General features: G+C 34.0%; 13 protein-coding genes and 1 tRNA gene. 12 read left to right on the top strand and 2 right to left on the bottom strand.

Features of this window, described 5'->3' with window-relative positions:
• The first annotated feature begins 654 nt into the window (after window positions 1-654).
• From IPH52_26405 to IPH52_26360, 10 genes are all read left to right on the top strand, one after another.
• Complete coding sequence (locus tag IPH52_26405; GenBank protein ID MBK7058519.1) at window positions 655-1,626, top strand: hypothetical protein; 972 nt, start codon at window positions 655-657, stop codon at window positions 1,624-1,626.
• A gap of 175 nt (window positions 1,627-1,801) precedes the next feature.
• Window positions 1,802-2,764 (top strand): AAA family ATPase, encoded by a 963-nt coding sequence (locus tag IPH52_26400; GenBank protein MBK7058518.1) that lies wholly within the window; start codon window positions 1,802-1,804, stop codon window positions 2,762-2,764.
• Complete coding sequence (locus IPH52_26395; protein MBK7058517.1) at window positions 2,761-3,312, top strand: hypothetical protein; 552 nt, start codon at window positions 2,761-2,763, stop codon at window positions 3,310-3,312. The genes IPH52_26400 and IPH52_26395 overlap by 4 nt, the downstream gene beginning before the upstream one ends.
• A gap of 2 nt (window positions 3,313-3,314) precedes the next feature.
• On the top strand, window positions 3,315-4,055 hold the full coding sequence (locus tag IPH52_26390; protein MBK7058516.1) for a hypothetical protein: 741 nt from the start codon (window positions 3,315-3,317) through the stop codon (window positions 4,053-4,055).
• Between the two features lie 338 nt (window positions 4,056-4,393).
• Entirely contained in the window at window positions 4,394-4,531 is a 138-nt protein-coding gene (locus IPH52_26385; protein ID MBK7058515.1) for a hypothetical protein, read from the top strand.
• A 15-nt stretch (window positions 4,532-4,546) separates the two neighbouring features.
• Entirely contained in the window at window positions 4,547-5,125 is a 579-nt protein-coding gene (locus IPH52_26380; protein MBK7058514.1) for a hypothetical protein, read from the top strand.
• A 592-nt stretch (window positions 5,126-5,717) separates the two neighbouring features.
• Window positions 5,718-7,307 (top strand): fibronectin type III domain-containing protein, encoded by a 1,590-nt coding sequence (locus IPH52_26375; protein MBK7058513.1) that lies wholly within the window; start codon window positions 5,718-5,720, stop codon window positions 7,305-7,307.
• Window positions 7,304-8,491, top strand: a complete 1,188-nt coding sequence (locus IPH52_26370) for a tetratricopeptide repeat protein (GenBank protein ID MBK7058512.1) — start codon at window positions 7,304-7,306, stop codon at window positions 8,489-8,491. The genes IPH52_26375 and IPH52_26370 overlap by 4 nt, the downstream gene beginning before the upstream one ends.
• A 71-nt stretch (window positions 8,492-8,562) precedes the next feature.
• On the top strand, window positions 8,563-10,698 hold the full coding sequence (locus IPH52_26365; GenBank protein ID MBK7058511.1) for an adenylate/guanylate cyclase domain-containing protein: 2,136 nt from the start codon (window positions 8,563-8,565) through the stop codon (window positions 10,696-10,698).
• A complete protein-coding gene (locus tag IPH52_26360) occupies window positions 10,695-11,135 on the top strand; it encodes a nucleoside deaminase (GenBank protein ID MBK7058510.1) in 441 nt (146 codons plus the stop codon). Before IPH52_26365 ends, IPH52_26360 begins: the two co-directional genes overlap by 4 nt.
• 305 nt (window positions 11,136-11,440) lie before the next feature.
• On the opposite strand, the gene IPH52_26355 is transcribed toward IPH52_26360, so the two are convergent.
• Together IPH52_26355 and IPH52_26350 are read right to left on the bottom strand one after the other, a co-directional pair.
• Window positions 11,441-12,400, bottom strand: coding sequence for a TonB-dependent receptor (locus tag IPH52_26355; protein MBK7058509.1), 960 nt, complete (start codon window positions 12,398-12,400; stop codon window positions 11,441-11,443).
• The gene (locus tag IPH52_26350; GenBank protein MBK7058508.1) at window positions 12,397-14,031 is read right to left on the bottom strand and encodes a TonB-dependent receptor plug domain-containing protein; all 1,635 of its coding nucleotides are present in this window, start codon (window positions 14,029-14,031) and stop codon (window positions 12,397-12,399) included. Before IPH52_26350 ends, IPH52_26355 begins: the two co-directional genes overlap by 4 nt.
• A 116-nt stretch (window positions 14,032-14,147) precedes the next feature.
• Between IPH52_26350 and IPH52_26345 the strand changes: the two genes are divergently transcribed.
• Together IPH52_26345 and dnaX are read left to right on the top strand one after the other, a co-directional pair.
• Window positions 14,148-14,230 (top strand) — tRNA-Ser (locus IPH52_26345).
• Between the two features lie 14 nt (window positions 14,231-14,244).
• A complete protein-coding gene (gene dnaX / locus IPH52_26340; GenBank protein MBK7058507.1) occupies window positions 14,245-15,609 on the top strand; it encodes a DNA polymerase III subunit gamma/tau in 1,365 nt (454 codons plus the stop codon).
• Window positions 15,610-15,626: the final 17 nt, after the last annotated feature.

Below are 15,626 nucleotides of genomic sequence, written 5' to 3'. Positions count from 1 at the left end.
TAGAGAAAACTTTCAAAGATTACCACCGATGGACACCGATAGAAGGTTTGGGATTTTAAGGTTATCCGTGTTTTTAGCTTCTGGATGATTCTTATTGACGATGCATCTATGTTACTATCAATTACACTGTCAGGTCTTCTATCAAACATACTCAAAAAGGCGAAAACAGTATTTTTGATAGTATCCTTGATAGTATCATAGATAGTGTCTTTGATGTATCGGAAGGTAGGTATTGGGTAGGGGTAAAAAATCGGGATTTTTAAAAACATCCTCGATGTTGTTGGGATTGACTATTTTTTGTTTTCCTTCACTATTCTTTTTTCTTCCAAATGCTCTCTCAAAGTTAACCTTCGCGAGAGCTTATCAATGTGTAATATTGAATGATGGTAATAAGGTTTTTTGTATCTAATTTCAACAGAAAACGAAGGCAATCCTCTATTATGATAGATAATCATTGTTCAATGAAAATTTCTTACACAGCAAGTAAGCCTTTTATTGTTTGCAGACAATTAGTCCTTATGTTCTAATCCTTGAATTTAGAACGAATACATTTAATCAGATTTTTTGGATTAAAGAAGATCCGGTAAATTCCTAGAAAAAAAAATCAAATTAATAGTTGACATATGTTAATAATAGCTAAACATACTGAATACTGTGAAAAAAATCATTATATTATCCTTAGTATTACTTTTAAAATGTAGCACTTCTTCACCGATGAAAAATAGTGATGCTTGCCCTAATTTTGGTAATTTAAAAAATATTCCTGAAAGCAATATAATGAATGAAGGAAATAGAAAGGTGCTAAGTGTTTTATTAAAAAGAAAACAAACAATTGATAACAGAAAAGGTTTAGAATATATTTTTTCAGAGAGTAAAGTCGGAATTGTTTTTATTCCTCACAAGGAACCTTTAAATGTGGCTCAAAATGCAGTTTCCGAAATAAATAATTATAATGACTATTCGGATTTTATAATGCACTACTCACACGTATGTGGCAGCAATCTTCCACCTTTCAAAAATGAAATTAAATACTTCAAAGATTTAAAAAAGAGAATCGACTCACTTAGATTAGAAAATGCAAATTTAATGAATCGTTTGGAGCAAAGAGAAGAAGAACTATTACATATACAAGATGAAAGAATGGAATTGGAAAAAATTGTAGAAAGGAATAAAAAAACATTAAAAACTTTTAAACTATATTGTGAAATTGACTCTAAAGGTGAGAATGAAATTTACATGTATGGACTTGCAGTTCCTGATAATGGTAATTTTAATACTGATGGAGCGATAATAAGTAAAAATTATTATATCATTAGTAGAGAAGATTTAGTCGTTACACAAATGCCAATGTTATTAATCACAGAAATGTATTTTCATGGGGAAGTGCCTTTTGTAATGAAGAACGGTCAGAAAAGATATTTTAACTTCTATTCAAAGAACCCTCCAAAGAATCAAATTAGTAAGGAAGAAATAAATCGAATAAAATTAAATAATGAAAAGTATGAGGATGCCATGAATAAAGAAAATTCCATTACAAAAGAAATTGGAGAAATTAAGTCTAGATTACAGCCAATGTATGATCTAGAGTTACAATATTATCGAAATCCTAAACATAAGATTGATTAAAAGTTTTTAAATTAAAGTATTCCAGTTCAGATGAAACCGGAATTTTAGGGTAGCAAAATTAAGCTAAGCTCCAGAGAATAAAAAGGAGAATTGAGATGGAAAAAGTAATTTCAAAAGAAAAAATCTATAGAAATTATTAGATGTAAAATTATAATATGGAGGGATTAACCGTAATATGCCAGCACATAGAATTCATATAGCTAATAGTAAGGGCGGGGTAGGAAAAACTATTTTTTCTGTAAATCTTGCCGCAGCTCTTTCGCTTCAAATTAACTCTAAAGGTAAACAAGTAAGAGTTTTATTGGTTGATGTTGATCCTCAAAAGTCAGCTTCTACTTATTTACTCAGCGAAAAGTATTACTTAAATAATATCGCTCAAAATTCATCGTTAACTTTATATCATCTTTTTAAAACTCGAATTGATGGATCGGCTCCTGCACACGCAAAAGATGTCATTATAGGCATGAATGAAAAAAGTCCGATATTTTCCGGAAAAGGTTTGCAATCTTATGAAACACTCCATTTACTAGCATCGCATCCCAAATTGAGTAAAATTGAAATTGATATTTTTCAGAGAGGCTTTAAGGATAGTAAAGTTTCTATCAAAACTAAAAAAGATCCTGTTTACATTTATAGTTTTCTTGAAGATTGCTTGAAAGATGTTGAAGAAAATTATGATTACATTATAATTGATTCGCCTTCAAATATAAATTTCCTAAATATAAATGCTCTCTATTACTGTGATAGTATTTTAATCCCCATTGTGCCTGATTCTATCTCATTGCATGGTATGGAATTACTTCTAAATGAAATATCTGAAAGATTTGAAGAGTTTAAAAATTATCCTAATAATAAACAAAGAAAACTCAGGGGTCTAGTATACAATAATTGGGAAACGAGGCTTACTGTTCATAAGGAATATTTTTCTTTAATTGAAAATGAATACAGCACAAAATGGAAAAAGCATCTAAAAGAATACATTAGTGGATTCGGAATATTTCCGGGTCTCAAAAAGTCTGCATCAGTGCTGACAGCATACAAAAATTCTAGACCAATAGATGATGGAAGTGCAAATATGGAAAATGGCAGAAGATTAAATGAGATTGGAAAGTATATCTTAAAAGGATGGAAAAAATGAATTTATATAGAATTAAAGAATTATTGGAACTTATATCTAAGGAGAATATAGAAGTTCTCAGCACACAAGAAATAATTTCTCTTGGTAGTATCCTAGAAAAATATTACAACCAAATCATTTTAAATAAAGCAAAATTAAAAATAAGTGATTTAAAATCCAATATCCCTTCTGATCTTCTCGGATTATTTTTAATAGAATCAAAAGGTATCACAAAAGTATCCAAGAAAACTACAATTCTTGAGTTAAAACAAATTCTAGAACAATTACAAGAAGCAGAAAAAAGATTTAAAGAGAAAGCGATGAAGTATGCGAAGGTATTGTCTAAAATAAAAACTTCATCGTTGCAAGAAAGTCTAAACATTATAAATGGACTATCTTCATTGGAGAAAAAAGAAATGAGTTTATTTGCAAATCTAACCAAAGGAATTAAAGGAAGTAAAGACAATATTTTTATGCTTTCACAGGCAAAAAAGAATAATACTGAATGGGTTACTATTTATCAGGACAGTAAAAAAATTATTTCTATCTTTGATGTTAAAGTAAAATAACAATGAAACAAGAAGAATTAATTTATACTTTTCTAAAAAATAATCTGTATCCTATATCTAAAAATGATATATTTAAAGGAGTTAACAATAATTTAAAAAATAAAATTTCCGAGGACATTGTAAATATTAGTTTAAATAATTTATTAAAAAAGGGAAAAATAAAAAAGAGTGATGAAAAATTTGAATATCTATCACAGCTTTTTAATAAAGAGACTGATTTATATGAACCGTTTATATGCTGGCTTGGTAAAAAACTATCCATTCAGGCAAAGCATTTTCCGCAAGCCGGAGGTAATGGGATAAAAGGGGTTAATGAATGGTTATACCCAGATTTAATAGGAATAAAAGAATTTCCTATTAAATTAAAAAATCTCATTAGAATCATAGGAAAAGGGAAAGATATTTATTGCTTTGAAGTAAAAAAGAATGTTAATCGTAGCCAAGTAAGAAAATATTTTTTTCAGTGTCTAGCAAATTCTTCTTGGGCAAATTATAGATATTTAGTGGTCACTGAAATTGATTTGGATGCAAAGCGTGAATTTAAAAGATTATCACAGAGATATGGTATGGGATTGATAATTCTTTCGCTCGCAAGGGAAAATGAAAAATTATTTTGTAAGGAAGATGAAACAATAATTGAAATAGAATCACCTCACTACGAACTAGATATTGAATCACTAAATAATATCATTGAAGAAAATAGATGGCCAGCGTTTAAAGACTGGCTTATAGAACTATCTTAATACATTAGGCAGAGTCCGTAGATTAAAGGCCATTTATCTAATTTATGGAATTTTCAAAATTTAAACATGTAACAGTCAAATAGCAAAGAGATATGTGACGCACAGAATCAGATATTTTATTTTAGATACTGAACCATGATAATATATTGGCAAGCAAAAATTCTTCCCGTGCTAAGGAAGACTAGTATCGTTACACCCAATTAGCCGCTTTTAATAATGGTGAATTATTAATGCTGAATGGTTAATGAATTTAAAAAAAATTCCTCTTATAAAGAAAAATATTTATTCCTTGTAAAAAATGTCCAAATGGACATTTTAGTATTTCAAGGTCATTCCCGATGCCATTAAAAAAGAAACCAACTAAGAAAAAATCAAAAGCGCAAACTCCTATTCATCCTGGGAAAATGTTAGAGAAATTTATAAAAATATGGGAATTAAACCAGAATTTCATTCTTACAATAACAACGAAAGCGTAGAGCAGGAAAAATATCGTGAGAACTAATCAAATTAATTTTTATCTTTTGCCAAACGATTGGGACTTAGTAGAGCGTTATGTTCAAGAAAAAGAATTAATGTTATTAGCCTCACCTAGTCCGATAGAACAGTTACGAATTGTATCTTCCGTGAATCCGATTTCTAGTTCAGAGTTTGTGATTCATAAATACTATATCGCTTTAAAAAGTGACGAAGAAAAAATTATCCGTAAGTTCATTGCAAATCAAAATTATTATACTATTGACGAAACGAATTCACCTGTTGTGGAATTACTAATTCCGTTTTATGAAAACTATTTAGACAAGTTGAATAGGGGCAGATTTTTTTATAGCAAAGAAATCTATTTTGAAAAAACCTTTACACCAAAAGATGATAAGTTTCTAAATATGGCTAACGATTTATTCAAGTGGTTTCGTAAGACTTTTAAGACTCCCAAGCTAGAAGGTTATGAAGACTTTATAATTTCTCCTGCAGTATTACGATTTCACAAAAATGGGGGAGCGTTATCTTTAAATCCAGAGGTGTCGAAATCTGTTTTAGATACAGAAAAAAAATATCATCCTTTGGCAAGCTGAATCATTTAGAGATAATTTTTATCGTTCGAAGAAGATTTGGAATTATTAGTCACTAGAAAGCCTATCAACAAAGAAATTCCTTCTGACATTCTATTTAGAAAAATCGAAAATTCAAGTGAGAGTCTGGAGCTTTCCACTCTTCCTTATGTCTCACTGCAAAGACGCCAGGCGAATTCGTGCAATGTCATTAAGTTAAGATAAAAGAAAAAAGAATTCACCACGAAGGGCACGAAGAACACGAAGAAAAAAAGGATTCCATCATAAACCCCTTCGTGAACTTCGTGCTCTTCGTGGTGAAAAACTCTTATCTTAATGACATTGGGCGAATTCGTGGGTAAATTATTCTATCTTGTATATAATCTCATTTCTGAAATGTCGATAATAAAAGGAGGATTAAACCTAAGTTTTTAAAGAGTAAATAGAGGATTGATTGTAAATTGCATTGATATTTATAATTAAATTGGTTGAAATTTATTTCCAAGTGTTCTATTTTTGTTTTTCTTTTGTTCTTTAATGGTAATTTATGAAACATTCAATTAAAACCAACCAGCCCAATCCTAAGAAAAACCCTTTTCACACTAGTCTGTGCATTATGCTATTCTGGATTTCCTTTTTTGCGCTTACTGTTTCCATTTTTCCCCAAGAGGCAAAAATCACAGAAACAGAAAAAGAAGTCACAGAAAAGAAAAAAGTAGATAAGGATGTAGTCTCCGATCTAACAGCAACTCTCAGTGCAGATTCGATTTCCATTGAATTGAAATGGACACCTCCCGCCGATGAAGGGGATGTAATCATCGCAAGATCGAATCAAGTAATTGATACAATGGAAAAATTAGGCGTATCCGATTCTCTTGGAAAGTATAAGAGTGACAAGATAAACTTTTTCAATAATTTTAAAGACACAAATCTCCGACCTGGTGAATACTATTACGCGATTGTATTGGTATCCCAAATTAAGAAAAAACGAGTCAAGCTTTTTCCGGGAGTCAACTATACAATTACCCCTGCTGTCGTTCCGGCTCCAATTGATACTCCTAAAAAAGTCCTCCCTCAAATCGCAGAAGTAAAACACGAAGCGGATTCAATCAGTAATTTAAAAATTAGAACCGTAGAAAATTCAGTTCGACTTTCCTGGACTCCCCCGATTGGAGCAGAGGATTCCATTAAGTATACCATTTACCGATCTCCTGATCCGATGTCGAATGTGGGGCTAATGGAAAAAGCCACAAAGATAGGAGAAGTGATTCATCCTGAAACTACTTTTCTAGATACAGGACTCGATTCCTCTCAAACCGTCTACTATGGAGTAACCGTTACAATTCAAGATAAGGAAGCAACACCTTTAATAGAAGATAAATCCTTTCGCAAATTTTACTTTGTTAAAACAGAGAAAAAAGAAGAGCCTGCTAAAGACGAAAAAATCGCAGTCGTTGAAGAAAAAAAAGACACAGTTGTAGTCATTACAAAACCTTTGCAAGTTACAAATCTTACAGGTGATGTAAGAAAAGATGGAATTCTACTCGCATGGACTGCACCAGAAGGAGCAGTTGTGAATTCAACCAAGTATTCCATTTATGAATCGAATACTCGCATCGCCTCCGAGACAAATACAACCCTAATAGAAAAAGCAAAAAAGATTGGCACTGTAGTTCATCCTGACGTTTCTTTTCTGCATCCAAACTTAAACAAGAAAACTCCTATGTTTTATGCAGTGACTTCAAAGACAGGCGAGGGAGAAGAAAACCTAATTCTCCAAGAAGGACAATCTTTCATTAAAATCGATCCTAGCAAAAAGAAGAAAAAAAAGAAAAAGAAAAAAATCGAAGAGACAAAGGCAGAAGAAACCAAGCCTGAAGTTATTAAACCGGAAGAAAAACCTTCTCCTTCTAAACCAGTAGTAGAAGAAGAAACAAATCCGGACTTTGATACAATCATGTCCCAGTATTATAAAAAGGATAAATTCACAGAGGCTCGTGTGAAGTTTGAGTCCTTAGCAGATAGAGTATCTAGCAATGCCATCAGAGGTAAATCGTTATTTTTCGCAGCCCTCTGTTATTATAACCAAAAAGAGTATAGTTCTGCGTTAAAAATACTTCTGAGTGAAGATGTGCAAATGAACTATAATAAAGAGCGAGTGGATTTTTACGTAAAAAGATGTTTGGAAAATCGGGGAAGTAAATGAGTAGATTAATATATGTCTTAGTTGGGTTTTTATTCGTTTCCGGTGGAGTTTTAACTGCCGTGTATATAATGGTGAATAAAGCAGAAGAAAAATCGGTGGAAAACAATGCTTATCCGTTTGAAGAAAGATTAAAGATAGCGGAAGAGCTTTTGAGTCAATCCAGCAAGAAGAGTTCACAAAAAGCATTACTCCTTTTCACTGAGCTTTCTTCCAAATCAGTTCCTGATGCTTATAAGTTTAGAGTAACTTTCGGTCATGCAGGCGCACTGCAAAAAAATAAAGACAGACTAAGAGCATTAGACATCTACAAGGAATTAAATCAGGTTCCAAATCTTTCCAAAGACGAAAGGGAAAATCTTAGTTATGCGCTGGGAAACCTATTACTCGTTCTCAATCAGGAAGAAGAAGGAAAGATTCATCTAAACTCCGTTCTCCAAACAAGTCGCGACAACAAACTAAGATCAAGAGCACTTCTTTCTATCGCTGACTTTTATATGAGAAAAGCAAAATACGAAAATGCTAGTAAAAATTATTTTCTAGCTGTTCAGGAATACCCGAATAATGTGCAAGCTAGAATTGGTTGGACGAGAGCCTTACGAAAATTAGGAAAAGACTTTGCTTCTTATGACATATTCGAAAATTATTCAGAAGAAATTGCTTCGATAGATAAGGAAGAGCCTAAGCCAGCAGTAATCACTGAGGATAAATCTTCTGGATACGATAGAGCCAAAACATTATACAATAAGAATCAGTTCGACAAAGCACTTAAGGCATTTGCCAGACTCCTAAAGGTTACACCTGCCGGTAAGCAAAGAGAGAAAATTCTTTACTATATGGGCGAGTCAAACTTAAAGTTAGGACGTTATGCGGAAGCAATTCGCTTTGCCGAAGAAGTGCTAGTAAACGAACCGGGTCTTCTCGATCATTATGCACTTTTCACTAAAGGTATGGCACTTTTTTCTACCAAGAAATACGATCGGGCAGCAGCAGTATTCAATGCGATAGTCGATAAGTATGAACCAAGCACAATCACGGAGAGAGCGAGAAAATACTCGAAAGAATGCATTCAACTTTTAAAAGAAGAAGCCAATTATCCAGCAAAAGAAGAAAAACAACCAGCAGACACAACGCCTGAGACCATTAACCCAAATGAATCGGATCTTGAGGATGACTCTACAGAATAGATTTTTCAAAAAATTAATTCGTTTTATAAATTAATATTGAAAAATCTTTCTTTGTATGATGTGTATTAAGAATGCGTTTCAGGATTCTCTACATCATCGGACTTTTTCTTTTAGTCTTCAACTCCTGTAACTTCTTACATTTTGATTTCACAGAGCATAGACTTCGAGCACAAAAAGGAATTCTAGATTTAAGAAACTGGGATTTCGAAAAGAATGGTCCCGTAAAATTGGATGGAGAATGGGAGTTCTATTGGGAGAAGCTTTATTCCTTAGAAGAGATAACGGGGATTTTCCTCAACAAGAATTATTTTACAATTCCTCATACCTGGAACGATACAATCGTTGATGGCAATAGATTAGATGCGGAGGGGTATGCAAGCTTTCGACTTAGAATTCTACTTCCGGAGAACAGTCCTGCATTAGCAATTCGTTCCCAACAACAAGCAACTGCCTTTCAAATTTTCGTAAACGGCATTCCTACATTAGGTTCAGGAAAAGTAGGTATATCCGAATTAGACTCTATTCCACATACTGTTCCTGCCATTGGATATGTGCCAGATCTAAAAATGCAAGACATGGAAGTTGTTATGCAGATTTCCAACTACCATCATCGAAAAGGGGGAACATGGCATAGTGTTTTTCTAGGAACCTATCGACAAATCAGCACAATAGAAAAAACGGCTAGAGAGACAGATTCATTCTTAGCAGGGCTACTTCTATTTATCTTTGTGTATCATCTTGGATTTTATCAGCTTAGAAAAAATGATAAGTCGTCTATTCTATTCTCTCTTTTCTTTTTATTATTATTCCTTAGAATCGTTACGACGGGTGAAAAGCTAATAACGAATTACCCCTTTTTCAATCAATTTGAAGTGTATGTTCGGCTTGAATATTTAGTATTCTTCTTATCTCCAGCACTTGCGATTCAATTTTTGCATTACCTTTTTCCAAAGGAAATTCATAGACTTTTTTTCTTAACCTACTATGGAATTGGTATCCTGGCAAGTTTTAGCCTACTCTTAAAGCCGCTCTATTTTACCTATGCATTTCCAATTCTACAACCCGCATTAATTATTGCACTCATTCTAATTCCTTATAATATAATAAAAGCAGTTATAAACAAAAGAGAATACGCAATTTCTATCTTAGTAAGCACAATTGCTATTATCCTCACGAATGCACATGATCTTCTCGCAATTAACGAAGTCATTCATACAAATATGTTTTTAATTCCTTATGGAATTGTGATAATGGCGCTTACTCAGTCTTATACACTACTATTAAAATTCTCCTCTGCGTTCAAAAGAATTGAAGAGCTTTCTCTGGATTTAAAAAAGACAAACTTTGCCTACGCGAGATTCGTTCCCTATGAATTAATTTTATATCTCAAAAAAGAAAGTATCTTAGAAGTTCAACTTGGAAACCAAATTCAAAGAGAGATGACTATTCTTTTTTCGGATATTCGTTCCTTCACTCAATTATCCGAAACGATGACTCCGGCTGAAAACTTCGACTTTTTAAATGCCTATTTAAAACGAATGAATCCCTGTGTATTATCTCATAAAGGCTTCATCGACAAATACATCGGTGATGGGCTAATGGCTCTTTACCCCTTAAGTCCTGATGATGCAATTGAATCAGCAATTGAGATGCAAAAAGAAATTAGAATCTACAACCAGAGTCGCTTACAAAAAAATTTTCCTCCCATTGAAATTGGTATAGGTATTCATACTGGAATGATTATGCTTGGAACAATCGGGACAGAAGATAGAATGGAGGGAACGGTTATTTCTGATGCAGTCAATCTTGCTTCTAGGATTGAAGGACTGACAAAGATTTACGGTGCATCCATTCTAATGAGTATCGAAACTCTTTTCTCTCTCGAAGATGCGGATAAATATTTATACCGAATACTCGATCGAGTCAAAGTAAAAGGCAAAGAAAAAAATCTTACAGTAGTAGAAATACTAGATGGACACTCAGTAGCAGTATTTGATTTATTCAAAGCAACCAAGACCCAATTTGAAATGGGGGTTAGTCTCTATTTGACGCAAGACTTCCACGAAGCAATTAGTTGCTTCACAGAAATTGTAAGTATAAATCCTCATGATAAAGCAGCAGAGCTCTATTTAAAGCGATGCTCTTATTATGAAGCGCACGGTGTTCCTCTTGATTGGGAAGGGGTATCTTCCTTTGATGATAAATGATTAAGTTATTCTTAGAAAGATTCACTGAACTCGCTAATGAAAATCCAGAAGAAATTCCCTCCTTCACACAAATTTACAGAGAAGGAAATCTCTTAGCGGAAAAGTTCAACAAGGTAGAAGAAAATGCAACCACTCATATGCACAGTGAAATTCTTTGCATTGAATCAGCTCAGCGGATAATGGATAACAAATTCTTAAATGGCTGTGTAATGCTCACAAGCATCGAGCCTTGCCTCATGTGTGCGGGTGCAATCATTCACGCACGCTTAGCTGAAGTCATTTACTTCCTAGAAGCCACAAAAACAGAGGGCATAACATCTCTTAGCATTGAATCTATTTATTCAAAAAACCATTTTCCTAAATTGACTTTGCATCATTCAGAAGAAATAAAAGCTATAGTAAAAAAATTTTTTAAAGATAAAAGAGGCAATGAATAATAAATCACCCTAAACTTACTACATTCACTTAAGAAAAATCATTCACCACAGATTACAGATGAATGCTATTGCCAAGTTTAATTTACACAAGCTCAATATAAGACTTATGCTGTCATTTCGAACATCGCTTGGCGGATGGATTTGCGACTAAGCAAATGTGTGGATGGAGAAATCTATCTGGCAAAAAACAATAGCATTAAGCAAGATAGACCTTGCGAAGGCGCTGGTTCGCGACCGAGCGAAGGGTGGTCGGTGAGGCTGTTCGAGGTGACAGTAAGCAAAAATTCTTACCGACAAGCTTTATGTTAAAATGTAGCGACCATTCCCAAAAATAAAGTTCTGCCTTCAGCAGGAATCAAACCTGGTCCCGGTAATCCCCCCGCTCTTCTAGTGAAGTAAACTTTATTTTCTAAATTATTAACCCCTCCTCTTATCCCAAAATTTTCTAAAATATTATAGGTAAAAGAAGCATCCGAAACAGAATACCCTGCAATTTTTCCCGCCTGCGCATTTAATGTCGGATACTCTGTATTAGTTGCATCAGTATAAATGGAAGAAACTTTACTAACTTGATAGGTAAGAGAAAAAAGGCTTTTATAAAAATACGTTGCCCCATATCTAATTATTTTATCAGGAGCGTTTTCCACTCGATTTCCAATTCTATCCCAATCTGGCAAACCAGTATTAGTCGGTGCATTCCAACGAATATAAGTTGCTTTTATTTGTGCATAAGAAACAAACATACTTATATTTCCAAAAACAGATTTCTCAAAGAAATAAAGAATAGGATCAAATTCAACAAAGGCTTCAACACCTCGATGCAATGAATCTCCCACATTCGTGCGCAAATTATTTGGATTTCCACCCAGGCTTCGCAGCGCAATAGAATCATAGTCAGACCTATTCGAGCCATTAATTGTATCAACGCGATTGTTATAACGAAGTTGGAAAACGCCAACATCAAAGTTGAGGTAATTCTTTATTTTTCCCCGATAACCACCATCCGCGTTATACCCGAATTGGTTCTTTAGGTTTGGATCAATATCATTGACTGTAGTGCCTATCGCATATAAATCTGAGAACAATACCGGTCTAAATGCCTGACTATAATTTGCATACAAATTAGTTTTCTCAAATAATTTATATTGAAGTCCAACTCCACCTAATACGACTCTATTTTGTAAAGACTTTGGATTTGCAGGTCTGTAATTTAGATTAGCCCCTGGACTTGTATTGATATTGGAATAACCAGATGCTTCACTCACAATAGTTTCATATCGAACACCGGGAGTAACAGAAAAGCATTTGTGATTTGAAACAAGTGCTCAAGATAAATGGCATGATTGGTATTATTAAATTTCAAATCCCCATTTCTTACAACAAAATCATCAATACGATTCGTTTCCGTCTTATCAAAATTAGCCCCAACGCTTCCATTAATATTTCTAGAACGGGATGTATTTCCATGAAAATAGCGAACACCAATGGACGTTGTATTTTTAATTCCTAATAGATTATAAGAAGTGATAAACCTTGCTTCTGTTCCAACTGTCTTATAAATATCTTCATCAAACTGTCTGGGAGAATAAGTAAGAGTTCTGGAGTTGATCGAATCGGGTCTATCTATTGACGATGTATTTCCAACACTTGGTCTTTCTCCATAAAGACCAAACGTCTTCCAGGAAAATTTAGAATTTTCATTTATCGCATAATCGAGAGTAATCGCTGGAATATTCCATACAACTCCCAGCCAATTTCTACCTCTATTTGACTGCCTCGGACTTACGACCATACCTGGCTTAGTTAAGACTGGATCGTATTCTGCTTGTCCATCTAAAAGACCTCCTGGCTGCTGGCTCTTGAAATCATTTCTAGTGAACTCTACTCCTAGCTTCAAATTTTCTGTGAAATTATAACTTAAATGCACATGTCCTGTTTGAGTGCGGTAAATAGCATTTTGCCTCCAACCGTCTGCACTTCTTTGATGGAAAAAAGAATAATAAGAAACTTTGCCACTAGTCCCACTAATTCCATTATAAGAATTAAAGAGTCCATAACTACCGACTGTATTTCTAGTTTCTAAAGAAATTTTAGAATTCTGTTTTGGTTTTTTTAAAATATAATTGATAAGCCCACCAAACTGGGGACCGTATTGGAGAGAGCCCGCCCCTCTTACAATTTCAATTCTTTCCACTGCTTCAGTCGGCGGCGTATAATAGGCTTCAGGATAACCCATAGGATCAGCAGAAATATCATATCCATTTTGCCTGGTATTAAATTCCCAGGAACGATTTGGATTTAAACCACGAACTGCTATGCTAGTTTGAATTCCAGTTCCATCATTTTCTTGCACCATGATTCCTGGAACTTTTGCATAGAGTTGTCGATTCATATTTACCGCCAAATTGGCATTAGCCTTATCGGGGAGGATAACTTCATTTTTCTTTCCGGAGAAAATATTTGTCCCGTGGATATCAGAAAGTCTTCCGATATCTTTATCCTTTTCTCCTTTTACTACAATACCAGAAGTATCTGGTTTTTTTTCTGAATCCTTTGGTTGTTCGCTCGATTGTTTTACATCTGACTCAACAGGTTTTTTATCTATGTTTTCCTTTTTTAAATCCTTTTCACTTTGAATAGGTAAAACTTCATGATTTAGAATTTCTGATTTTGGAATTGTAATTTTAGTTCCATTTGAAAATTGAATTTCTAAACTTTCTTCCATTGCATTTGTCTTTACATTGTCAATGCGCTCACCGGATTTCAATTGAATTGAATCGGAATAGACAATCGCGACAAAAACCAGAAAGAAAAAAGCAAATTTGATTGGAAAACTTGATTTTCGAAGATTTGAAATGATTTGAATTGGGTTTATGTTATTGATTTTGATTCTCATTACCATTAGATTATATTAAATTAAATTTGTTCGTAAAAATATGAATTTTTAGTTTAAAATGAATTTATTTTGGATAGATTTCTAAACGTATTCTAATTTATTGGAATTTCCAACTAGGAGAAGTGTCAGAGTGGTCTATTGTGCCCGCTTGGAAAGCGTGTGTGCGTAAGCACCCCGGGTTCGAATCCCGGCTTCTCCGATTTTTTTACTGCCATGTCAGAAGAAAGCCATCTAGTATTCGCCCGCAAATACCGTCCTCAGCTATTTAAAGAGGTAATTCATCAAGATTTAGCCATTGGCGCTCTTATGAATGCACTCAAAAATAACCGAGTTGGTCATGCCTATATCTTCTTCGGACCAAGAGGCGTTGGAAAAACTACTATCGCAAGACTATTAGCAAAACGACTCAACTGTGAATCACCAGAAGACAATGAGCCCTGCAATAAATGCAAATCCTGTCTCGAAATTATAAAAGGCAACTCTAACGATGTTCTAGAAATTGACGCTGCGAGTAATCGTGGTATTGATAATATTCGTGACCTAAGGGAGAATGTTAAATTTTCCCCAATGGGTGGAAAATACAAAATATACATCATCGATGAGGTTCATATGCTCACCGATCAGTCGTTTAACGCATTGTTAAAGACATTAGAAGAGCCACCGCATCACGTAGTATTCATATTAGCCACAACAGAGTATCACAAAATTCCAGAGACAATTCTTTCTAGATGCCAGGACTTTGTTTTCAAAAAAGTTCCACTACCTAATTTACAATCTTATGTAGAGCATCTCTGTAAAATCGAAAAAATAGATTATGACTCAGACGGTTTATTCTGGGTAGCTAAAAAAGGCGATGGCTCAGTTCGAGATACACTTTCTTTCTTAGAGCAAGCGGTTACTTTCACTGACGGGCATATCACTGGTAAACTCATCGGCAAAATGATCGGCTACCAGGGAGTTGACGTTCAAATTGAGCTATTCAAAAGTATCCTCGGCGAAAAGACATTTCACAAATCCTTTCAAACGATTGAAAAAGTTTACAATGAGGGAGCTGACCTTCATAAATTTATGTGGGATTTCGTTGAATTCACACATGCCCTTATACTTATCAAAGAAAATTTGGCAGATAGAGATTCACTTAATTATCCAATCGAAGATATTCAAAAAATTACAAAAGAACTCGAATCCTTTAGTCCAGAAATATTAACCTTGCTTTCAGAAAAGATTTATACTATCTATGAAAAACTCATGTATTTAAAGCTCAGAAACTCTTTTGAGATGAAAATTTTTATAGAAATTTCTATTAGGAAATTAATCCTTGATATGAATAAACCTTCTGTTGCAGGAGTTCTGGAAAAAATACACGACTTACAACAAGCTCTTCAAAAAGAAGGAGAGAAATTTGTTGCATCTGCACCTTCAAGACCTGTAGGGCAGTCAGTTACTAACGTAGCTAAAGCGGATACTTCCAATAAACCGGAAGTAGAAGAGGCACCAGAAGATATTGATATGGAATCTATACTAAAAGATAAATTCCTTGGAACAGAAGTAGACTCTTCGAAAGTTCCAGAAATTTAAAAACGAAATAGGAGACA

The sequence above is a fragment of the Leptospiraceae bacterium genome, assembly GCA_016708435.1.
In the GTDB taxonomy this organism is placed as follows: domain Bacteria; phylum Spirochaetota; class Leptospiria; order Leptospirales; family Leptospiraceae; genus UBA2033.
Note: the sequence above shows the minus strand (reverse complement) of the source record. Positions and strands in the feature narration are given on the sequence as shown.